We start from the raw sequence: 21,909 nt of genomic DNA on the forward strand, positions 1-21,909 counted from the left end.
AGATGCTAAAAAACGAAATAAATACAGATAATATTCCCAATCACGTAGCCATTATCATGGACGGAAATGGCCGTTGGGCAAAACAGCAAGGATTTCTGAGAACAATTGGACACGAGAGTGGCTCAGAATCTTTAACGAAAATCATAGAAGAATGCTCCAATTTAGGCATTAAACACCTAACGCTTTATACTTTTTCTACCGAAAATTGGAACAGACCTAAATATGAAGTAGAAGCTTTAATGAAAGTATTAGTACGATCATTAAAGAAAGAGCTCAAATCAATGCTGGAAAATAACATTAAAATGAATGCTATTGGAAATATAAACAAACTGCCCTTAGCTGCTCAAAAAGTAATATTTGATTGTATTGACAAGACCAAAGAAAATACTAAAATGACATTGACCCTGGCTTTAAGCTATGGATCTAGAGAAGAATTAACACATCTAATAAAAGAAATAAGCAATAAAGTTAAAAATAATATAATTTCAATAGACACTATTGACGATTCAATTATTAATGAGCATCTTTACACGCATAATTTACCTGATGTAGATTTATTAATAAGGACTGGTGGTGAACATAGAATAAGTAACTTTATGTTATGGCAGATAGCCTATTCAGAATTATATTTTACTGATGTGTTATGGCCGGATTTTAAAGAAGAAGATTTACATGAAGCTATCATTAGTTATCAAAAAAGAGAACGTCGATTTGGAAAAACAAGCGAACAAATTAAATAATTTTTTAGTGTTACATAAAAGCATAAAACTAGTCCTTACCTTTATAATATTAGGAACTTTTACCCAAATTAAAGCACAGGACAGAGTGCCATTTGACCAAGGTAAAAAATACATATTAGGAGATGTAAAAGTTGTTGGAGATATTAGTTTCAATCCACAAACTGTTGTTACATTTGCTGGTTTAGAAAAAGGACAGGAAATAACAATTCCTGGCGAACAAATTAGCAGTTCAATAAAAAAACTAGGGAAACTTGGTCTTTTTGATGAAATCTCTTTTTATATAAACAGAATAGAAAACGACAGTATTTTCTTAGATTTAAACATCAAAGAGTTACCTAAAATAAATCAGGTAAAATTTGTCGGAGTATCTAAAAGCAAAACCGAAAGTTTTATTAAGGACAATGGTCTTACTAACGGTAAGATTGTGACCGAAAATTTAATTACAACTACCAAAAATTACATTGAGAAAAAATACAAGAAAGATGGTTTTTTCAACACGAAAGTTCACATAACGACAACAAGAGATACCTTAAAGTCCAACGAAGTAAACATGCTCGTAAAAGTAGATGTTGGCGACAAAATAAAAGTATACAAAATTGTTTTTGAAGGAAATAAGGAAGTCCCCAGCAAAAAACTATTAGGTTCAATGAAAAACACAAAAGTTAAAAACTCCATTAACTTTTTAAAAAGATCAAAATTTATTGAAGACAAATACCAAGAAGACTTAGAGAAAATAGTTAACAACTATAAAAAAATAGGGTATCGTGACGCTCGTATTGTAAGTGACTCTGTTGCTTACAATGAGAAAAAAAACGCAATTTACATTAAAATCAAAGTTGAGGAAGGTCTTAAATATTATTTTGGTAATATTAAGTTCATAGGTAACACGGTGTATTCTGATGAGTTATTAAAAAGCTTCCTAGGAATTAATACTGGAGATGTATATAACGGGGTACTATTGCAGGAAAGAATTGCAGACAAGTCAAAACCAGATGGCGAGGACATAACCAATTTATACCAAAACAACGGATATTTATTCTCGAACATTAATGCTGTAGAAACCAAAACTACAGATAATAAAATCGATTTTGAAATCAGAATTACTGAAGGGCCAATTGCCTATTTCAACAAAATTACTGTTGTAGGAAATGACAAGACAAATGATGAAGTTATTTATCGTGAGTTAAGAACAAAACCAGGAGAAAAATACAATAAAGCAGAATTAGTCAGAACCATTAGAGAGATTGGTCAATTAGGCTTTTTTGATCCCGAAAAAATAGATCCAAAATTCAAAAATGTTGATTCTGGTGCTGGTACAGTCGATATTGAATATAATGTTGTAGAAAAAGGAGCCAGCCAAATAGAACTTCAAGGAGGATATGGCGGAGGTGGCTTCGTAGGGACTTTAGGACTGTCTTTCAACAACTTTTCGGCCAAAAACATATTTAATAAAGATGCTTACCGTCCTCTTCCAATGGGAGACGGACAAAAAGTAGCATTGCGTTTACAAGCAAGTTCCTATTACAAAACCTATAGTTTATCTTTTTCGGAACCTTGGTTTGGAGGAAAAAGACCTGTTTCATTTAGTACTTCATTTGCTTTTAGCCAACAATACAGCTCTAATTATCAAACGCAAAGAATTGACAAATCAAAATACATCAACATTATGTCGTTATCTGTAGGTATGGCAAAAAGGTTGACTGTTCCAGATGATTTTTTCACACTTTCTCAATCGCTTAGATTCCAGCAATATGATTTGCATAATTACTATTATGGATTATTTACATTTGCCAATGGCAGCTCTAAAAACTTATCCTACAATATAGGCTTAACGCGTAATAGCAAAGGACTTAACCCAATATTTCCAACTTACGGAGCTGAATTTGGAATAACCGGAGAATTCACGCTTCCTTATTCACTTTTCAACGGCATAGATTATGCAACATTAGGAGAACAGCAAAAATATAAATATATTTACTCTGGAAATTCCTATGTAGATAATAATGACAGAGTTGTAAATGCTGGAGATTATTTAGACAAATTACCTTCATCTTCAGGAACTACTGTAGCAAATAAAGTAGACAATTATCAAGATGCTGTTGCCGATCCTGGAAAAGTGGATCAGGAAAAATACAAATGGTTAGAATACTATAAAGTTCAATTTACGGGAGATTGGTATACTACTTTATATAAAAAATTAGTATTACGCAGTTTAGTGAATTTTGGATTTTTAGGAGCTTACAATCAAGACAGAGGAATGATTCCTTTTGAAAGATATTATCTTGGAGGTGATGGTATGGCGGGCAGTTCTATAGACGGAAGACAAAATATAGGACTAAGAGGATATGAAAATGGATCTTTGACACCAGCTAATACAAATGGTGACTCTTATGGAGCTACCATTTATAACAAATTCTCATTAGAATTGCGTTATCCAATTACTCTAAAAGCATCAGCTTCTATCTATGCTTTGACTTTTGCAGAAGCAGGACAGGCGTATGCAAAATTATCAGATTATCAGCCATTCAATTTAAATCGTTCCACTGGTGTTGGATTAAGAGTATTTATGCCTGCCTTTGGTTTATTAGGAATTGATTTTGGTTACGGATATGATGCAGTTCCCGGAGCGATAAAACCAAGCGGGTGGCAAACGCATTTCATAATAGGACAACAATTTTAAATGAATTTGGTTTAAAATTTCTAAAATTAAAAATTATGAGAAAAGAATTTTTATTTATAATTTTATCCGCAATTGTTTCAATAACAATTAACGCACAAACCAGAGGAAATAAAGTAGGCTACATTGATATGGAATACATATTGCAAAATGTGCCCAACTATATTGAAGCCAAAGCTCAATTAGAACAAAAAGCTCAAAAATGGAAGCAGGAAATTGAAATAAAAAAATTAGAAATTAATAAACTTACGGAAGCATTAAAAGCCGAAAGACCTTTATTAACGGCTGAACTGATAGAAGAAAGAGAAACCGAAATAAAATTTCTTGAAACAGAAAAATTAGATTACCAGCAAAAAAGATTTGGTTCAAATGGAGATTTGATAATACAAAAAGCTGGTTTAGTGAAACCAATACAAGATCAAGTATTCACTGCGGTTCAAGATATTGCTGAAACCAAAAAATACGACTTTATATTTGACAAATCTTCACATCTGACTATTCTTTTCGCTGCAAAAAGATTTGACATTAGTGACCAGGTAATTAGAATATTAAACAGAACTGAAAAAAGAGAACAATTAACTAAAAAACAGTTAAAAGAAGAACAGGCTAAAGAAGAGAAAGAAGATGCTATAGATGAAAACCCTGAACTGGCTACAAGAGAAAAAGCAATATTAGATAAACAAGCCACACGAGAGAAATTAGTAGCCGACAAAAAAGCAGCTCAAGAAGAGGCTAAAAAAAAATACGAAGAAAAAAGGAAACAATTGTTAGCTGAAAGAGAAGCTAAAAAAAATGGCACAGTTGTTGCCCCACAAAACACAGAAACAAAAACAGTTCTTCCTACTGTAAATAAAGAAACTGCTAAAACAACAACTGAAGAAGTTAAGCCAAGTGCACAAGAGGAGCGCAAAAAAGCCTTAGAGGAAAAAAGAAAAAAAATCTTGGAAGAAAGAGAAGCTAACAAAAAAGCACTCGAAGAAAAAAGATTAAAAGAAATAGAAGAAAAAGAAGCGCTTAAAAAAGCGGATGAAGTAAAAAATAAAAAAACATAAATACTAATTAATTACTAAATATTTTAAAACAATGAAACAATTCAAAACTTTACTAATTGCTGCAATACTATTTATAGGAGCTACACAAATTTCAAACGCTCAAACTAAAGTGGCTCATGTTGATGTAAGTGATATTATGGGGAAAATGCCGGCTATATTAGATGCACAAAAACAATTACAAACACTAGGTACAACTTATGATACTGATTACAAAAAAATGGTTGAAGAATACCAAGCAAAATTAAAAAAATACGAAGAAGAATCTACTAAAGTTACTGAAGCCGTAAATCAAGAACGTCAAAAAGAAGTTCAAGACATGCAAAAAAGAATCGTTGACTTTAGAGACAATGCTCAAAAAGAATTACAAAATAAAGAATCTGAAATAATGAAACCAATTATGGAAAAAGTGAAAGCTTCTATCCAAAAAGTTGGTAAAGCTAAAGGATTCCAATATGTACTTGACAGTTCAACTCTTTTGCTTGCAGACGGAACAAACATTACTGTTGATGTAAAAAAAGATTTAGGTTTTTAATCTAAAAGAAAATATTTAAAAACTGCTCACTCTAAACTATTTTAGAATGAGCAGTTTTTTTTTACGCTATAAAATGTAGTATATTTAAACTTAGAAATCTTACTTTGAACAATAGCGATTACCAAAACAAAACAGTATCTAAAAGTAATTTTATAAACAACACTCTATTTTAAATCTAAAAGCATGACAAACAATAGCCCTATTGGTGTTTTTGACTCTGGAATTGGAGGGACCTCTATTTGGAAAGCCATTCATGAATTATTGCCTAACGAACAAACAATTTATCTCGCAGACAGCAAGAATGCTCCTTACGGACAAAAATCAAAAAATGAAATCATTGCATTAAGCATGAAAAACACAGATTTATTGATTAAAATGGGATGCAAATTAATTGTAGTCGCCTGCAATACTGCTACAACAAATGCTATTCAGGAATTAAGAGCAAAATACAGTATTCCCTTTATTGGTATTGAACCTGCAATAAAACCTGCCGCAACAAACTCTAAGACTCAAACAATAGGAATATTGGCCACAAAAGGAACGCTTAACAGTGAACTTTTTAACAAAACAACAGAGAAATTTCAAGACACTAAAATTATCGAACAAATAGGTCATGGGTTAGTTCAATTGATTGAAGACGGTAAAATCGATTCTCCAGAAATGACTGAATTACTGTACTCTTACCTCACTCCCATGATTGAAGCAAATATTGATTATCTGGTATTAGGCTGCAGTCATTACCCCTATTTAATTCCACAGATAAAAAAAATTCTTCCTGAACATATCCACATTATTGATTCGGGTGAAGCTGTCGCCAAACAAACACAAAATGTACTTAGAGAAAAAACAGGCTTTTCGAGTGTTCAAAATAGAAATCCCATTTTTTACACCAATACCAATCCTAAAGTTTTAAACGAAATTTTAGAAAATAAATATAAAGTAGAAGAAAAAGAATTTTAGGCTAATCCATTTTTTTTCGAACAAACCAAATACCGTCTAAGTTAAGATTCAATGTTAGTTTGTGGTAATTTTCCTGAATTAATGAATTGGTTATTTGCCCTTTAGTTCCATAAGTATAGGAAATAAACAAAGCAGAGGACAAGTGATCCAATGGCAAAGAAGCCCCAATAGAAAAATTCTTATCATCTATTTTATTATTATTTACAACTAAGTAACCTGTATCATAGTGAGCTCCCGCAGCAAATTTTATTCTGTCAAAATAGTTTCGGGATGTTTTTGTTTTTAGATATGAGAAACCCAATGAAAATTTTTCCTGATCAGAAAATTCTCCATACATATCGGATTGATTTGTAGCATCCCAAAAACTTTTTTCGTAATCAAAAGTTACATTAAACTTATTCTTGAATGATTTATTAACTCCAAATCCAATATCCAAAGGCAAATAAAAATCGTCTGTATTGGACAGCTCATCTGTTTCCAAATTAGCAGTTCCAGAATCGCTCACAATTGCCACCGATTGAGTTTTGGTCGCATTTACTCTTGTTGGTGATTTTACATTCAATCCAAAAGTTAACGATGGACTCATTTTGAATTGCGAACTTAAAACAGGTCGGATACCGCCATAGCTTATTTTTTTATCAATATTTGTAATCGAATTACCAATGGTATAACTTCTTTCATCTGTAGTATTCCCAAAAAGAACCGAAGCAGAAAAACCTAATGATAATTTATTACTCAATTTATAAGCATACGCTAAGTCCAAATTATTCAAACCTCCTGTTCCCAATACATCCAAATAATAATACTCATTACTGCCGTCTATTATTGGAATTTTTAGTCCATAAATTTTAAAAGAAGAACTGGAATAAGGCATCATCGCTATACTAAATGCTGACTTTTTAGTAATTGGAAAAGCAAAAGCAAAATGTGAAAACTGAAAATTATTTCTGTTTTCTTTTTTGAGATTACTTTCAAAAGACGATTGAATCCCAGTGCCGCCGATTTCAAAAAAGAAATTATTGGCAGGAATATTAATTAAAGATGCAGCATTTTTGTTATTGATAAAATCATCAGACGGAAGTGCTATTCCAGCAGTACCTAAAGCAGACGTTAATCCAAAATTGGATTCATACAAACTCCCCAATCCGTAAAGAGAATAAGGCGAAGTAGCAATACTTTGTGAATAGCACCAAAAAGAAGCAAAAAAAGCTAAAACCAGAAACGAAGCACTTTTTTTCATTTAATACGTTATATAATAAATTTGTAATTTTATTTTACTTTCCTTGTTCGTTTGATCTCCCAGCGCAACCCTTCCAACAATTTTAGATAAAGCAGGTAAAGTAAAGAGCAATCCGCTTTTAGAATCAGACTCTTTGAGCATTTCTTTCTGTAAAAAGGCCCCAAGAGACAATTCATAACCAACGTTTTCATCAAATTCATCATTGGCATTATTCAGAGTCGCAACTACAGTAGCCCCACTAGAATCTGTAAGTGTTGATTTTATCCGATTTAATTTATCAATTACATAAACACTTAGAGTTTGAGGCAATGGAAACATTTCGGAATACGAATTTTTGACAGGTTTTACCATTAGCTTTGCATCAACAATAGCTCCTTTATCCGAGATATATTTTAATTGCTTTATATTAGGAAAATCAATTCTGCAGGCTATCCCTGTACCCGATTGAATGAATCCTGTGTTACCAGTGTACAGGCTAGACAAATTCATCTTCGCCAAAAGTAAATCTTGAATTAAAGTTCCTGTTCTATCCGATGAAACTGCATTGAATTGCTTAGTGGCATCAGATATTGTAAAATCCAATACATAATCATCTCCTGAATCGCCTCCTTTTCCTTTAGAATAATACAGCCGAAGTACACTGGACAAATTAAATCCTATTACACTGGAAGAAGCGCTGGAAGTTGACTTCAACACAAAACCCTTCAAGTATTCATTAAACTCTTCGGAAGTGGTAATTTCATTATTTTTAAATTTATTAAAAAGCTCAAGCCCAAATTCATTGCTTAATTTCATATTGACACTGTCCTTGCCTATGGGTTTAGGACGATAAGATATAGTACCTAAACTGGATTCATTATAAGCTAAACTGGAACTATTATAAAAACTATTATCATTTACATTAGGCTTGAAATTCTTCAATACCCTATGAATATTCAGAGTTTGCACCTTTGTGGTATCGGCATAATAATAATCGTCATATCGCATGATCATTGCAATGGAATCAAAAACATATCCAGTAGCATCAGTATCTGAATTTTGGCTGTACAGATTATATGAAGAAGTAGAAACTTGAAAATAGCTATCTGACTTTACTTTCCCAAAAAGCGGATCATCATAATTCCCCACCAAAATCCTGCTCTCATTTGAAGTAACCAAAGAGTCCATTTTTATAGTGGAAACATCGATTGTAAGTGTATCTATAGAAATCACTTTGTTTTTTAGTGCTAAATAATCTGCCCCTACAACAAAATCCCCTTGATCTGTATCTGAGTCACATGAAACAATGAACAAAACCGAAAAAATTAAAAACAAAAACTTGTACATATCTATTTTTTGGGCAAATATATAAGCCAGCAGTCCAGCAGTCCTAATAACATATACCAGACAGGCTAATATGTCTATAAAAACAAAAAAACAATCTACCTGTTGCAATTCTGTTTCAAATTGAGATTCGGCACGAGTAATAGCCCGTTTATCTATGAAATCAGGCAATGCATATATATTCTTTTTTATTAATTAACAACACAGCTACTTTTGAACCAATAATTAAATAATGAGAATACACAATTTTACTGCGATACTGCTCCTAATCCCGCTATTTAGTGTTTATGCACAAAATGGATACACTTTTGAATTTAATACTAAAACAGAACCAATAGATAATGGCTCTATAAAACAAACTGAAATTGGAATGCAATTTTTTAAAGACATCAGTACCACAAATAAATTGACAAATACTTTTAAATATAAGAGCACAACAATTACTGATGAAGTAGAAACTTATGTCTTAGCAAATTACGCCTCAAATTACAGCAATACTCATTTTAACAGTTTTAGCAATGTTTTTGAGTTTTCTCATCAGTTTTCTGAAAAAACAAAATTGAATTTAAGCTTCGAACCGACTGTTAATTTTCAAAATACTATCAGCATTGCTGATGTAACCCTTTTGGGAGGTGCTGCCATTAGTCAGATAATAAACAGCAATAACAGTATTGATTTGGGGATAAAAAGAATGACCGTTTTTGGAAAACCGCAAATACTGCCAACATTTGCATTTAATCATCAATTCAGCGAGAAAACATTTTTAAAATTAGGATTTCCAAATGCAGCACTATCCTATTCTAGTTCTATTCGTGATACGTTCAGTTTAACAAATGACTTTAGCGGAAGCACTTACAACCTCGATCCATCCATTATTGCAGATGATAAAAGTAGTATAACTAAAGTTGGATTTTCTCAAATGGAGACCACATTACAATATGAAAGAAACATTGACACCTCTTGGTTTGTTAATTTCAAAGGAGGATACTCGACTAACAAAGAATTTAAATTTTCGGATGAAAATAGAACAACAGAAATAAATCAGACCTTAAAAAACGGAAGCGTCTTTTCTATTAGCATTAAATACAAACTTTAATAAACACTATGCACATTATGAAACATTTAAAAAAAGGTATATTTATTACCACATTACTTATCAGCTTAATTTTCATTGGATGCAATAATGATGATGACGATGATGACACACTAGGAAACTGGGTGAAAAAATCAGCCTTTGACGGTCCGGCCCGATCAAGTGCAACTAGCTTTGTTATTGGTACTTTTGCTTACGTAACTACCGGCTATACAGGAGATGAATATCTAAAAGATTTATGGGCTTACAATTCTACAGGCGATTATTGGGAACAAAAAGCAGATTTTATAGGTATTGCCAGAAGTTCTGGAAGCGGTTTTGAATTAAACGGAAAAGGATATGTTGGCCTCGGCTATGACGGAACCAATAAATTAAAAGACTTTTACCAATACAATCCAGACACAAATATCTGGTCTCAAAAAGCAGATTTTGGAGGAACAGCCCGTTATAGCGCAGTAGGTTTTCAAGTAGGCGGAAAAGCTTTTTTAGGTACAGGATATGATGGCAATTATTTAAAAGATTTCTACCAATATAATGACACTGATAATACTTGGACACAAGTAAATGGTTTTAGCGGTAATAAAAGAAGAAATGCCACTGTATTTGTAATTAATGATATTGCTTATTTAGGAACTGGAATAAACAGCGGTGTCAATCAAGTAGATTTTTGGGCATTTGATCCAAGTACAGATGTATGGACCAGAAAAAGAGATTTAGATGATGACGAGAGCGATCACGATACTTATTCAATTGTAAGAGCCAACGCATCTAGTTTTACTATAGACGGATTAGGATATGTTGCCTGCGGTTCAAGCGGAACTACCATCTGGGAATACAATCCTAAAACAGATATTTGGAACGCAAAAACAGCTCTTGAAGGATCAGGAAGATCCGATGCTGTGGGAATTAGCATAAATGGCGAAAGAGGCTTTATTGCCTTAGGAAAATCTGGTACTTCCTATTTTGATGATGTATGGGAATTTAAGCCAAAAGAGGAACAAAATGACGATGATAATTAATAACAGCAACAATAAATTCTTCTGGGAAAAATCTCAGAAGAATTTATCATATATTTTAAATTTAGGCTTGATTCTATTTATAATCGGATTATTGCTCTTTATTTTCTGCAGAAAAGAACATGACCTAAAAATTCAATCCCTAAAAACTATTAATGGCTGGGGGTATATAATCAAAAACAGTGATAAAATAATTATAAGACAAACCATTATACCGGTAATTAGTGAATCCAAAAGCTTTAAAACTGAAAAAGAAGCATTGGCGGTAGGGCAATTGGTAGTCAAAAAATTGAAATCCAATAATTCTCCCACTATTACAAAAAATGATTTAATTTTATTAAAAATAAAAATGTAGATGAACTTTGCGTCAATAAAAAATAGCGGCTCCAATAAAATACTGATTCATATTATCATTTGGTGTTTTTTTATTGGTATTTCCCTTATTCAATTTTACGAAAGCCCATTTCACATCAGTAATGATTTTTATATCCAATGGCTAACTGGAATAATTCTTTTCTATCTTAATTATACTTATCTGGTTACTCATTTTCTTTTGCAAAAAAAATACGCCTATTATATAAGCATCTTATTAATCTTGATTATAATTTTCATGGTTTTCAGGCATGAATTTTTCACACCTGAATTTAGAGGAATTAGACCCCAAAATGGAGAAAATTTCCCTAGAATACCATATAACAATGGAAACATCAATCATAGAATACCTAGAAGAGATCAATCGCTTTTCTTTAAAATAGTGCCATCAGTCTTTTATATATTAATCATTGCCATTAGTACCATCATCAAGACATTATCTGAGTTTTACGATGACCAGCAGAATAAATTGATTGCAGAAAGCCAAAGAACGGCAACAGAATTAAACTATTTAAGAACCCAGACAAATCCTCATTTTTTATTTAATTCGCTAAACAGCATCTATTCCTTAGCTCATAAAAAATCAGATTTGGTACCTGATGCCATTGTTACTTTGTCCGAAATGATGCGGTATATGCTTTATGAAACAGACAATAAATATGTTTTGCTCGAAAAAGAAATCAATTACATTAAAAACTATATCGAATTACAGAAATTAAGACTAAACAATATTGAAAACATTAGTCTCAATATACATGGGAACACTAAAGATAAATTTATTGAACCCATGCTGCTGATTTCATTTATAGAAAATGCATTCAAATACGGAACCGATTATAAAGGAACGGCTTATGTGAAAATTGTAATAACAATTGAAGAAAATGTATTCTCTTTTTGGATAGAAAACAAAATTGAGAACAACAGAAAAGACCCTGAAAATTCAGGAATTGGTTTGGCAAATATCAAAAACAGGCTTAATTTGCTTTATCCAAACACACATCAGCTGGATCTGACATCGACAGACTCAAAATATACCGTTCATTTGGTTTTACAATTAGATCAAATTCAGCCACAAACAAATACTACATTTACACCAACATCATAAATAGAAAAATATGAAATGTGTTATTATAGACGATGAGCCATTAGCTGTAGATTTATTGGTTGAATTTGTTGGAAGAATAGATTCGCTTGAACTGGTGACTACATTTACCAATGCAATAGATGCTATATCGATAATCAACCAGTCTGAGATCGATTTAATTTTTTTGGATATTGAAATGCCTCATTTTTCTGGAATTGATTTCATCAATGCTATCGAAAAAAAACCATTAATCATATTTACAACCGCATATTCTGATTATGCAGTCGAAGGTTTTAATCTTGGTGCGGTAGATTATTTAGTAAAACCAATTCCTTTCAATCGATTTTTAAAAGCGGTAATGCGGGCACAGCAGATTTTTGCACCAAAGAGTCCCCCATCACCTAATCAAATAACAAGTCCGCCAGAAATTGAACATGATTTTATGTTCGTCCGAGCTGAATATGAAAATGTAAAAATTAATTTTTCTGATATTTTATTTATTGAAGGATTGAAAGATTATGTAAAAATCTACACCAGCGATAACAAATACACATTAACCCTGATAAGTTTAATAAAACTGGAGAATCTGTTATCTTCTAAAGGTTTTTCGAGAATTCACCGTTCCTATATCATCAACATTAAGCATGTAAAATCTATTCAAAAAAATAAAGTGCTGATTGCTGAAAAAAGAATTCCTATTAGCGAAAGCTACAAAACTGCTTTCTTTGAAAAAATAAATATCTAAGATGAGCATTTAAATTTACTCTTTGAACCAGCTTGAATACATTACATAATTATTGGATATACGCTCAATCTCTCCGGCAAAATTGGACTGGTCAATATCCTTAACTTTTTTGGCAGGGACTCCAGCATAAATAGAACCCGATTCTATTATGGTATTTTGAGTAACAACCGCTCCTGCAGCCACAATTGAATTGCTCCCCACAACACAATTATCCATAATTATTGCTCCCATTCCAACCAATACATTGTCATGTATAGTACAGCCATGAACAATTGCATTATGGCCAATAGAAACATTATTACCAATAATGGTAGGATGCTTTTGATAAGTACAATGAACGATTGCTCCATCCTGAACATTAACCTTATTACCTATAGTGATAAAATTTACATCACCACGAATTACAGCATTAAACCAAACACTGCATTCAGTACCAAAAATAACATCACCAACAATAGTAGCATTTTCAGCTACATAACAATCTTCTGGTATAATTGGTGATTTTCCGTTAACAGACTTTATTATCATTACAAATATTATAATTAATTAATTGCTGGACAGTTACATTCGTATTTTTGAGGTTTACATAAAAAGTTAAGCCCTAAAGTGATTTGATGAAATCCTGAATTTCCATACTGTATTTCTCCTAACAAATGGGTGTAAGAGTAAGCAAACATAAAATTTTTATAATTAAAACCCATGATAGGATTAATATAATGCAATTTCTGACTACCCGTTCCGCTTCCATTAAGAACTACAGCACCATCAAAACTTTTTCTATAGGACAAACCACCCCACAACTGCCCCATTTCCATATTTTTATAAACTTTAAAATTCATATCCAATGCACTTTCTTTTGTTTTATCCACATATTGATACAACAAAGATGGCTCCCATAAAACCTTATCAGGATTCCCAAAAATATAACCTCCGCTAATAATAAATTTCCTCAAATTATCACTCTCGTATTCTGTATAAAGCGTTTGGCGTGTTTCTAAAACATTCTTAACAACAGCATTTAAACTAAAATCAAAAATATTATAAGATGCCCCAATATCTAAATTAAAATAGGAAGCATGCTGTTGTATATTTCCAAGAGCAGGATCATAATCACCAGAATTCTGAAAATCCGTTTCGTCCAGTTGGCTTTGATTAACTCCAACATTAACACCAAAAGACAACTGATTCAAATCAATTTCATCTCTGGAAAACATAATATGATGTGCATAGGTAGCCTTGAAACCAAATTGAGAATGATATCCATTTACGTCATTAAAAAGTATAGCTCCAACTCCAGATCTCTCACCTACTCTGCCATTATAACTTAATGTCTGAAGGGCTGGAGCATTCTCTTGGTCGAACCATTGTTTTCTTGCGGTAAGCCTTAATTTACTGCAATTTGCCGCACCTGCCATTGATGGAAAAATCAAATAATAATTATCCGATAAATAATCTGAATATACTGGTATTCCTTCCTGGGAAAAAGTACTTAGACTGATAAAAAAAAGAACAATTACTAACTTGATTTTGGTGTACATTTAGGAGGAATTTTATAAAATTAATTGCGAAAAAAAACTTTTGTTAATTTATTCATTAAAAAACCAAATATAGTTAATCGCAGAAAATAACTTTAGTAAATTTGCAAAAAATCGACGAATCATGACTAAAATAACGATAAAAGAAACACAAAACCCGACCATTATAAAATTTGAATTCCCAGATTTCATCACTCAAAATGAAAGTTACGAATTCAAAAACATAGATGAGGCAAAATCTTCTCCACTGGCACAGCAGCTATTCTATTTGCCATTTGTAAAAACGGTGTATATATCCGGAAATTTCATCGGTGTAGAAAGATTCAGCATTGTGGAATGGGATGATGTAAAAGAAGCAGTTGCAGAACAAATTGAAGCTTATGTTAACAAAGGCGGCGTTATAATTATTGCGGATGAAAATAAGCCAAAAAAACAAGCAATCACTGTTTATGGTGAATCGACTCCAAATCCTGCAGCACTTAAATTTGTAGTCAATAAAATGATTACAAAAAATGCAGTAGAATTTAAAAATATCGATCAAAGTGGTGCATCACCATTAGCAACTGAATTATTTAAATTTCCGTATGTAAAAGAAATATTTATTGACGAAAATTATATTTCAGTTACAAAATACGATATTAATGAATGGCAGGATATCACATTAGAAATAAGAACTTTTATCAAGCAATTTATTGAAAACGGAGGAACTGTTCTTGACGAAAATTTAATTCAAACCATTGTTAAAGACGAAAAAGCGAAGGACGAATCATTTGATTCCCTTGACGAAACTTCTCAAAAAATCATCAATATCTTAGAAGAATATGTAAAACCAGCAGTTGCTGCCGACGGAGGAAATATCCTTTTTGACTCCTATGATGATGCTACAAAAACAGTAAAAGTAATTATGCAGGGAGCTTGCAATGGTTGCCCATCATCTACTTTTACTTTAAAAAGCGGTATTGAAAATATGTTAAAAAGCATGTTGAATGATGAAGGAATTAAAGTAGAAGCTGTTTAATTTAATTACAATATATGACTATCCGTAACTAATACCAAACAGATAGAATTTGCCACAGATTAAAAAGATTTACACAGATTTTTTCAAAAAGTGTAATGAAATCTATGAGAATCAGTGTAATCAGTGGCAAAAAAAAATACATGGTACCCTTTGCGGACAGTCATATTACAATAAATAAAATATTAAAAAGCGTTTTCATTTTGGAAACGCTTTTTTTTGACCTCAATTCAATTATTGAAGCACCAAATTTATAAATAAAAAATACTGATTTTCAGCAATTTGAACAAAAAAGCTTATTTTTGATATCCTAATCAAACATAAGTACCTATGGGAGTATCATCATTTTTTAAAAATTTATTTGGTTCAGCCAAAGAAACAGCAAACGAAATAATAGAACATGCAGAAGCAGCTATTGAAGAAACCAAGGTAACTGCACAGCCTTATGTAGAAAAAGCAGAAGCTTTTGCAGCAGAAGCTGTAGACAAAATTAAGGAAACAGCAACTCCACATGTAGAAAAGGCAGAAGCTTTTGCAGCAGAAGCTGTAAACAAAATCAAAGAAACCGTAACTCCTCATATAGAAAAAGCAGAAACCTTTGTAGAAGAAACTATAGACAAAATCAAAGAAACCGCAACTCCTCATGTCGAAAAAGCTGAAGCATTTATAGAAGATGCTGTCGCCAAAGCAAAAGAAGCAGCAACCCCATATATTGAAAAAGCGGAATCAATTATAGACAATGCCAAAGCAAAAGGAAATGAAGATTTGAACAGCCTAAAAGAAAAAACAACTGCTTCTGATCCAAAAGACCTTGAAAACCCAACCAAAAAGGAAGAAGAAAATCCCGAATAGTTTTTATAAAAAATATAAAATCGTATTTTTGCAACTCAGTATACAACTCTCTTATTAGAGAATTTTATGAATTAAAATATGACTTTAGATCCAAATTACATTGCCAATTACGCTAATACTTTTATAACAACGCTTATTAATTATTCCCCCCAGGTTATTTCTGCTTTAATTATTCTGTTTATTGGTCTGTATGCCATTCGAATAATTAATAGGCTTATTCGAAAAATAATGATCAAAAGAAACTTAGACGCTACTCTTAGCAAGTTTCTTGCCGATATTTTACTTTGGGTTTTAAGAGTATTATTATTTGTCACTTTTATCGACAAATTAGGAATTGGAACATCATCATTTGTCGCAATCTTAGGTGCAATGGGGCTTGCTGTTGGTTTGTCTTTACAAGGCTCATTATCTAATTTTGCTGGAGGAATGCTTATTATTCTCTTCAAGCCCTTTAAAGTAGGAGATACAATCGAAGCACAAGGCGTACAGGCTACCGTTTTGGAAATTCAAATTTTTGTAACCAAATTAATCACTTCAAATAATCAGACCATTTTTATTCCCAACGGAACCTTATCAAATGGCACGATTATCAACTATTCAATGCAGGGATCGCGAAGAGCCGATTTAACGATTTCCATATCGTATGAAACCAATTTAAAAGAGGCAAAAGATATTATAACAACGGTCCTTAAAAACAACCCTAAAGTACTTACTTCACCAGCAGCAGAAGTATCTGTAAAGAACATAACCGATAATTCTATCCAACTAGCCGTAAGACCCTGGGCAAAAAACGAAGATTTTAGTTCGGTTGTATCAGATACTTTAGAGAATTGCAAATTAGCCTTTGATACCGCAGGAATTATTTTTCAGCCGTATGTAACAGAGAAGTCCAAAAATAACAAATAACAATTCAGGCTATTTTTTTGGGGCAGCAATTAAAAAGTCTTTCAAATAATAAGGTTCAAAATAGGCGACATCAACAGTGTCGTTTTTTTTGTATTTATCAAAGCTCAAAATACTCATTTCATTAGCCGACGGATACTTAATTCCATCTAAAAACACAAAATTGTCTTTTGTTAAAACCGTTTTGCATTTCTCATTACAGTCTCCAACAAAATATAGTTTCTCAGTAAAATCTTCAAAAGAATTTTCGGTAATGACTTCTGCTAAAACTTCTCGCTTTTTATCAAAAGAAGCCGAAAAAACAGCACTGTACACTTCCATTCTGCGGGCATCTATCATTGGAACAATCAATCCATCCGTCACCTTAACTTTAGAAGCCAATGATTGCAAAGTATCGATTGCTATCATTGGAATATCCAAAGCATAACACAAGCCTTTGGCCGTCGAAACACCTATCCTCAAACCAGTATAAGAGCCTGGACCTTGACTTACTGCAATCGCCGTTAAATCTTTCAATTGAATTCCAGCTTCACTGATAATTTCTTCAATAAAAACATGTAATCGCTCTGCATGAGAATACCCTTCTTCGGCAATTTCTTTGCACAATATAGTTTTTCCATCTTTTGCCAAAGCAACAGAACAATTCTTAGTAGCAGTTTCAATATTGAGAATATAGGACACTTTAATTTAGATTTTAGATTGCAGATTCTAGATTGCAGATTTTAGATTTATAAATCTAAAACTTATTGCGCTTGCAAATTTACACCGAATTTTCAAAAATCCTTTATAAAAAAAGCACTTCCTGAAAACTTCAAGACGTGCTTTTTTTTGTTTCGAAAGAGAAACGAAATCAGTTCAAAATTATTTTTTCTTATCCCCTTCAGACAAAACAAATACCTTATCCCCTGAATTTAAGTCTTTAGAAACCGTAGTATAAGGACCTGTAATTACTACTTCTCCTTTTTTAAGCCCAGATAACACTTCAATATTAGTATCATCTTGGATTCCAGTTTTTATAATTTTGATTTTGGCTTTATCACCCACTTTCACAAAAACACATTCCAGTTTTTTATCACTTTTAGGAGCAGGTTTTTTCTCATCAGATTCAGGACCATCCGCTTTACCAATTTTAACGGCAGTTGTATCAGACTTTACCACAACAGAACTTATTGGAACTTTAACCACATTCGTTTTTGTGGTAGTAATAATATCAACTGTTGCCGTCATTCCTGGGCGAAATGGAGAATAAGATGCTGGCTTGCCTACCACTAAATCTTTATAAGACTCTTTCAAAATTCTAACTTTTACTTTAAAATTAGTTACCTGATCAGCTGTTAAAGCCGTACTGGCAGAATTGGAAATACTGGTAACAACACCTTTGAATTGTTTTTTCAAATAAGCATCCACTTCAACATTGGCCAGATCTCCAACTTTTATTTTTACAATATCATTTTCATTGACATCAACTTCAACTTCCATGTTGTTCAAGTTGGCAACTCTCAAAAGTTCGGTACCCGCCATTTGCTGTGTTCCCAAAACTCTTTCTCCAAGCTCTACATTCAATACAGAAATCGTACCATCTGCAGGAGCGTAAATCACTGTTCTGCCTAAGTTATCTTTAGCTTCATTTACAGTTGCCGATGCACTTTGCACACTATAATATGCTGATTGCTTATTAGCTTTTGCTACTTCAAAAGAAGAAACAGCCTTGTCCCAGTCTGATTTGGAAATAATTCCTTTCTCAAACAACGTTTTATTTCTTTCGTAATTTGCCTTAGCCTCATTAAACGATGCATCAGACTGGCTTAAACCTGCCTTAGAACCTGACAAATTAGCAACGCTTCTGTTCAATCCAGAAGTATATAAATCAGGATTAATTTTTACTAATAAATCTCCTTTCTTAACAACTTGTCCTTCTTTAATAGGCAAATCTATAATTTCCCCAGAAACCATAGAAGCAATTTTAACCTCAATTTCAGGTTGAATTTTACCAGTTGCCGAAACAGTTTCTACTATTGTACCAGTTTCTGTGTTGGCAATTTCCACTTCCTTGCCTTTATCTTTGTTCCCAATAATTCCTGCTTTTGAAAGCCCTATTAATAATCCAATAACTAATACTGCTGCTCCTAATAATATGTAAATTGTTTTTTTTGACATGGTGCTATTTTTTAGTAATTGGGACAATTGGAATTCCAAAATAGAATTCAAGTATTTTTATTTTAAACATGTATTCGTATTTTGTTCTTATAACATCTGACTGCGCATTGGTTAACAATGTCTGAGCCTGCGTAAAATCAAATGAATTCATCAAACCTACATCATACTTTTCTTTTGCGTAGTTGTAAGCTTGCTGTCTTGCCTCTAAAGTTACCGTTGATGACTCATATGCATTTAAAGCTCCTTTTGCATCTGTAAAAGCAGTGTAAACGTTACGTTGCAAATCTAAACTTTTTTGCTCTAAATCTATTTTGGACTTCTCTAAACTTACCTTACTGCGTTCAACATTATTTCTAACTGAGAATCCGTTAAATATTGGAACATTCAATTGAAAACCAAAATTATGTCCTTTATTATCACTAAACTGATCCAAAACAGAATGCGGTCCCGTATAAATCGGATTCCCATTACCATCAGTACCGACAAGTCTATCACTGTAACTCGCACTTGTACCAAACTGATAAAAGCCTCTAAGAGTAGGCTGAAAAGCACCTCTGGCGATAACAACATTTCTCTCTGCAATTTCAAGATTTGTTTGTGCCAGCTTCAATTCTGTTCTTATTTCTTTTGCCTTATTATAAATATCAGTTGGAGTTTGCGCCATGATATTATTCTCATCCTTTGCATTTGTATTATCAACAACATCAAAATCGGTAAACTCTTTCAGCTGTAAAAGTTGTGAAAGGCTTAATTTAGAAATCAACAAACTATTTTCAGCAACTATAATAGCCTGTTGATCAGTTGCTGTAGTCGCTTTCAAATCAAACAAATCGCCCCGAGGAATTGATCCTGCATTAACCATTTGTTCAGAACGAGCCAAACGCTTTTGATCAATAGATAATTGCTCTTTCTTTACTTTTAAATTTTCTTTATTAAAAAGAATTTCTAAAAATGCATTCGCTACATTCAGTGAAATATCTTCCTGCATTTTCAAAAGTTGGTATTGGGATGCTATTATAGAAAGTTTAGCTCTTCTATAAGCATTTTGATTTTGCAGACCTTTATAAATATCAACACCTGCGTTAACTCCTAATGAAGAATACTGTGTAGTTTGAGTTGAAGTAATATTGGTAACTGGGTTAACGTTCAATCCTATATTCCAGGAGTGCGAAGCATTTCCGCTTACTGATGGCAGATAACTGCCAAGAGCCCCTTTTTTATCAATTGCAGCATTTTTAACATCTAGCTCAGAAAGTTTAATTGTGATATTATTTTCTAATGCATAACGCACACATTCCTCTAATGTCCATTGTTTAGATTGCGCTTGAGAGGACAATCCTGTCAGGAATACAAAAGCGATACTTATATAATTTATTTTTTTCATTTGTAATGGAATAAAAACACAGCAAACAGACTGTATATATTGAACTTAATTTGTTTATCAAAAAACTGCTTCAGTGATTAGTTTGGTTTTGCTTCCTCAGTTTTCAAGCCTTGATTCCAGACTTTAATTTTGTCTAAAGCTTTAATACCACTTTTTATTTCAACATAAATTCCATCGCTTACTCCTAGAATTATGTTTTTTCTTATGAATTTTTGCAAACTAGTTTGAACTTCAACATAAGGCTTTAGCGTTTTTTTATCAAATTGAACTAATGATTCTTTTACAGCCTGCACTTTATCTGCTTTCTCTAAGATGATAGAAGCATTGGCACTTAATCCAGCTCTGATAAATGTATTGTCTCTATTGGTTAGAGTAGCTTTAATTTCAAATTGTATCGCTCCATTTTCAGTTTTCCCTTTTGGTGCAATGTAAGTCAAAACAGCAGTGAACTTTTTATTTTCAATAGCTCCAACTGTAATTTCAATAGGCATATTTAACTTTATTTTTCCAACTTCAGACTCATCAACTTTACCAACAAATATCATTCTTCCAATATCTGCAACACTTGCAATAGTAGTTCCTTCATTAAAGTTATTACTTTCTATAACTTGGTTTCCGACTTTTACCGGAACGTCAAGTACCATTCCATTTACAGTTGATCGAATCAAAGTATTAGCATAATTTCCTAATCCAGAACTTGTTCCCGTTTTTACAATATCAAATCCTTGAACAGATGCGCTATAATTTTGCTTAGCTTGATTATATGCTAATTGTGCGGCATCAAAATCATTGGCAGAAATCACTCCTTTATCAAATAATGTTTTTTGCCTTTGGTACAATTTCTCTTGATTATCTAATGTAATTCTGGCTGTTTTTACTTGATTTTGAGAATTACTCAAATTAGAAACATTGGCAACCACTTTGATTTTAGCAATCATATCACCTGCTTTAACAGATTCTCCTGCTTTAATATACACCGCTTCAATAATTCCGGAAATATTCGGTTTGATTAACACTTCTTCATCCGGAACAATATTCCCTGTGGCAAGCGTGCTTTTTACGATAGTTTTCACTTCTACTTTATCAGTTTCAAAAACGATAGGAGATTCCTGATTTTTGGCATATAAATAATATAACGCCCCGAAAAAAACTATTGCAATTAAAATCAATATGGTTATGGTTACTCCTTTTTTCATTTTATAAATTTTTTATTCGATTATTATTTTTTG

General features: G+C 32.4%; 21 protein-coding genes. 13 read left to right on the forward strand and 8 right to left on the reverse strand.

The window, feature by feature from the left end:
- The first annotated feature begins 2 nt into the window (after positions 1-2).
- From CLU83_RS13640 to murI, 5 genes are all read left to right on the forward strand, one after another.
- Entirely contained in the window at positions 3-740 is a 738-nt protein-coding gene (locus CLU83_RS13640) for an isoprenyl transferase (RefSeq protein WP_100432114.1), read from the forward strand.
- Positions 673-3,420, forward strand: a complete 2,748-nt coding sequence (bamA, locus tag CLU83_RS13645; protein WP_100432115.1) for an outer membrane protein assembly factor BamA — start codon at positions 673-675, stop codon at positions 3,418-3,420. The genes CLU83_RS13640 and bamA overlap by 68 nt, the downstream gene beginning before the upstream one ends.
- A 35-nt stretch (positions 3,421-3,455) precedes the next feature.
- On the forward strand, positions 3,456-4,469 hold the full coding sequence (locus CLU83_RS13650) for an OmpH family outer membrane protein (protein ID WP_100432116.1): 1,014 nt from the start codon (positions 3,456-3,458) through the stop codon (positions 4,467-4,469).
- Positions 4,470-4,500: 31 nt separating this feature from the next.
- The gene (locus CLU83_RS13655) at positions 4,501-5,001 is read left to right on the forward strand and encodes an OmpH family outer membrane protein (RefSeq protein WP_100432117.1); all 501 of its coding nucleotides are present in this window, start codon (positions 4,501-4,503) and stop codon (positions 4,999-5,001) included.
- A 183-nt stretch (positions 5,002-5,184) separates the two neighbouring features.
- Positions 5,185-5,961 (forward strand): glutamate racemase, encoded by a 777-nt coding sequence (gene murI, locus CLU83_RS13660; RefSeq protein ID WP_100432118.1) that lies wholly within the window; start codon positions 5,185-5,187, stop codon positions 5,959-5,961.
- A 1-nt stretch (position 5,962) separates the two neighbouring features.
- Here murI and CLU83_RS13665 read toward each other — a convergent pair whose 3' ends face one another.
- Together CLU83_RS13665 and CLU83_RS13670 are read right to left on the reverse strand one after the other, a co-directional pair.
- A complete protein-coding gene (locus CLU83_RS13665; protein WP_100432119.1) occupies positions 5,963-7,201 on the reverse strand; it encodes an aromatic hydrocarbon degradation protein in 1,239 nt (412 codons plus the stop codon).
- Positions 7,202-8,695, reverse strand: a complete 1,494-nt coding sequence (locus CLU83_RS13670; protein WP_232727110.1) for a DUF4270 family protein — start codon at positions 8,693-8,695, stop codon at positions 7,202-7,204.
- 61 nt (positions 8,696-8,756) lie between these two features.
- Here CLU83_RS13670 and CLU83_RS13675 point away from each other — a divergent pair, with 61 nt between their 5' ends.
- Genes CLU83_RS13675 through CLU83_RS13695 form a run of 5 tightly spaced genes read left to right on the forward strand, consistent with a single transcriptional unit; the run spans position 8,757 to position 12,834 of the window.
- Positions 8,757-9,620 carry a DUF6268 family outer membrane beta-barrel protein gene (locus tag CLU83_RS13675; protein WP_100432120.1) on the forward strand — a complete coding sequence of 288 codons (864 nt, stop codon included), beginning with the start codon at positions 8,757-8,759 and terminating at the stop codon, positions 9,618-9,620.
- A 17-nt stretch (positions 9,621-9,637) separates the two neighbouring features.
- Entirely contained in the window at positions 9,638-10,636 is a 999-nt protein-coding gene (locus tag CLU83_RS13680) for a kelch repeat-containing protein (RefSeq protein WP_100433739.1), read from the forward strand.
- The gene (locus CLU83_RS13685; protein WP_100432121.1) at positions 10,620-10,988 is read left to right on the forward strand and encodes a DUF4907 domain-containing protein; all 369 of its coding nucleotides are present in this window, start codon (positions 10,620-10,622) and stop codon (positions 10,986-10,988) included. The genes CLU83_RS13680 and CLU83_RS13685 overlap by 17 nt, the downstream gene beginning before the upstream one ends.
- Positions 10,989-12,110, forward strand: a complete 1,122-nt coding sequence (locus tag CLU83_RS13690) for a sensor histidine kinase (RefSeq protein ID WP_100432122.1) — start codon at positions 10,989-10,991, stop codon at positions 12,108-12,110.
- 10 nt (positions 12,111-12,120) lie between these two features.
- Positions 12,121-12,834 carry a LytTR family DNA-binding domain-containing protein gene (locus CLU83_RS13695; protein WP_100432123.1) on the forward strand — a complete coding sequence of 238 codons (714 nt, stop codon included), beginning with the start codon at positions 12,121-12,123 and terminating at the stop codon, positions 12,832-12,834.
- A 15-nt stretch (positions 12,835-12,849) separates the two neighbouring features.
- Here the strand turns inward: CLU83_RS13695 and CLU83_RS13700 are convergent, their stop codons facing one another.
- Together CLU83_RS13700 and CLU83_RS13705 are read right to left on the reverse strand one after the other, a co-directional pair.
- The gene (locus CLU83_RS13700; protein WP_100432124.1) at positions 12,850-13,362 is read right to left on the reverse strand and encodes a gamma carbonic anhydrase family protein; all 513 of its coding nucleotides are present in this window, start codon (positions 13,360-13,362) and stop codon (positions 12,850-12,852) included.
- Positions 13,363-13,376: 14 nt separating this feature from the next.
- On the reverse strand, positions 13,377-14,372 hold the full coding sequence (locus CLU83_RS13705) for a type IX secretion system membrane protein PorP/SprF (RefSeq protein ID WP_100432125.1): 996 nt from the start codon (positions 14,370-14,372) through the stop codon (positions 13,377-13,379).
- A 121-nt stretch (positions 14,373-14,493) separates the two neighbouring features.
- Here CLU83_RS13705 and CLU83_RS13710 point away from each other — a divergent pair, with 121 nt between their 5' ends.
- The 3 genes from CLU83_RS13710 (at position 14,494) to CLU83_RS13720 (ending at position 17,142) form a co-directional block, all read left to right on the forward strand.
- A complete protein-coding gene (locus CLU83_RS13710; protein WP_100432126.1) occupies positions 14,494-15,387 on the forward strand; it encodes a NifU family protein in 894 nt (297 codons plus the stop codon).
- A 327-nt stretch (positions 15,388-15,714) separates the two neighbouring features.
- Positions 15,715-16,236, forward strand: a complete 522-nt coding sequence (locus CLU83_RS13715) for a hypothetical protein (RefSeq protein WP_100432127.1) — start codon at positions 15,715-15,717, stop codon at positions 16,234-16,236.
- A 78-nt stretch (positions 16,237-16,314) separates the two neighbouring features.
- Positions 16,315-17,142 carry a mechanosensitive ion channel family protein gene (locus CLU83_RS13720; RefSeq protein WP_100432128.1) on the forward strand — a complete coding sequence of 276 codons (828 nt, stop codon included), beginning with the start codon at positions 16,315-16,317 and terminating at the stop codon, positions 17,140-17,142.
- Between the two features lie 9 nt (positions 17,143-17,151).
- On the opposite strand, the gene tsaB is transcribed toward CLU83_RS13720, so the two are convergent.
- The 4 genes from tsaB to CLU83_RS13740 form a co-directional block, all read right to left on the reverse strand.
- A complete protein-coding gene (gene tsaB / locus CLU83_RS13725; protein WP_100432129.1) occupies positions 17,152-17,820 on the reverse strand; it encodes a tRNA (adenosine(37)-N6)-threonylcarbamoyltransferase complex dimerization subunit type 1 TsaB in 669 nt (222 codons plus the stop codon).
- 180 nt (positions 17,821-18,000) lie between these two features.
- Complete coding sequence (locus CLU83_RS13730; RefSeq protein WP_100432130.1) at positions 18,001-19,296, reverse strand: efflux RND transporter periplasmic adaptor subunit; 1,296 nt, start codon at positions 19,294-19,296, stop codon at positions 18,001-18,003.
- A 4-nt stretch (positions 19,297-19,300) separates the two neighbouring features.
- A complete protein-coding gene (locus tag CLU83_RS13735; protein WP_100432131.1) occupies positions 19,301-20,680 on the reverse strand; it encodes a TolC family protein in 1,380 nt (459 codons plus the stop codon).
- A gap of 77 nt (positions 20,681-20,757) precedes the next feature.
- The gene (locus tag CLU83_RS13740; RefSeq protein WP_100432132.1) at positions 20,758-21,876 is read right to left on the reverse strand and encodes an efflux RND transporter periplasmic adaptor subunit; all 1,119 of its coding nucleotides are present in this window, start codon (positions 21,874-21,876) and stop codon (positions 20,758-20,760) included.
- Positions 21,877-21,909: the final 33 nt, after the last annotated feature.

Source organism: Flavobacterium sp. 1, from assembly GCF_002797935.1.
Taxonomy (GTDB): domain Bacteria; phylum Bacteroidota; class Bacteroidia; order Flavobacteriales; family Flavobacteriaceae; genus Flavobacterium.

Excerpts from the sequence above, each read along its gene's own strand:
- CLU83_RS13640 (WP_100432114.1), top strand. The coding sequence starts at position 3 with ATGCTAAAAAACGAAATAAATACAGATAATATTCCCAATCACGTAGCC.
- bamA (WP_100432115.1), top strand. The coding sequence starts at position 673 with ATGAAGCTATCATTAGTTATCAAAAAAGAGAACGTCGATTTGGAAAAA.
- CLU83_RS13650 (WP_100432116.1), top strand. The coding sequence starts at position 3,456 with ATGAGAAAAGAATTTTTATTTATAATTTTATCCGCAATTGTTTCAATA.
- CLU83_RS13655 (WP_100432117.1), top strand. The coding sequence starts at position 4,501 with ATGAAACAATTCAAAACTTTACTAATTGCTGCAATACTATTTATAGGA.
- murI (WP_100432118.1), top strand. The coding sequence starts at position 5,185 with ATGACAAACAATAGCCCTATTGGTGTTTTTGACTCTGGAATTGGAGGG.
- CLU83_RS13665 (WP_100432119.1), bottom strand. The coding sequence starts at position 7,201 with ATGAAAAAAAGTGCTTCGTTTCTGGTTTTAGCTTTTTTTGCTTCTTTT.
- CLU83_RS13675 (WP_100432120.1), top strand. The coding sequence starts at position 8,757 with ATGAGAATACACAATTTTACTGCGATACTGCTCCTAATCCCGCTATTT.
- CLU83_RS13680 (WP_100433739.1), top strand. The coding sequence starts at position 9,638 with ATGAAACATTTAAAAAAAGGTATATTTATTACCACATTACTTATCAGC.
- CLU83_RS13685 (WP_100432121.1), top strand. The coding sequence starts at position 10,620 with ATGACGATGATAATTAATAACAGCAACAATAAATTCTTCTGGGAAAAA.
- CLU83_RS13690 (WP_100432122.1), top strand. The coding sequence starts at position 10,989 with ATGAACTTTGCGTCAATAAAAAATAGCGGCTCCAATAAAATACTGATT.
- CLU83_RS13695 (WP_100432123.1), top strand. The coding sequence starts at position 12,121 with ATGAAATGTGTTATTATAGACGATGAGCCATTAGCTGTAGATTTATTG.
- CLU83_RS13700 (WP_100432124.1), bottom strand. The coding sequence starts at position 13,362 with ATGATAATAAAGTCTGTTAACGGAAAATCACCAATTATACCAGAAGAT.
- CLU83_RS13705 (WP_100432125.1), bottom strand. The coding sequence starts at position 14,372 with ATGTACACCAAAATCAAGTTAGTAATTGTTCTTTTTTTTATCAGTCTA.
- CLU83_RS13710 (WP_100432126.1), top strand. The coding sequence starts at position 14,494 with ATGACTAAAATAACGATAAAAGAAACACAAAACCCGACCATTATAAAA.
- CLU83_RS13715 (WP_100432127.1), top strand. The coding sequence starts at position 15,715 with ATGGGAGTATCATCATTTTTTAAAAATTTATTTGGTTCAGCCAAAGAA.
- CLU83_RS13720 (WP_100432128.1), top strand. The coding sequence starts at position 16,315 with ATGACTTTAGATCCAAATTACATTGCCAATTACGCTAATACTTTTATA.
- CLU83_RS13730 (WP_100432130.1), bottom strand. The coding sequence starts at position 19,296 with ATGTCAAAAAAAACAATTTACATATTATTAGGAGCAGCAGTATTAGTT.
- CLU83_RS13735 (WP_100432131.1), bottom strand. The coding sequence starts at position 20,680 with ATGAAAAAAATAAATTATATAAGTATCGCTTTTGTATTCCTGACAGGA.
- CLU83_RS13740 (WP_100432132.1), bottom strand. The coding sequence starts at position 21,876 with ATGAAAAAAGGAGTAACCATAACCATATTGATTTTAATTGCAATAGTT.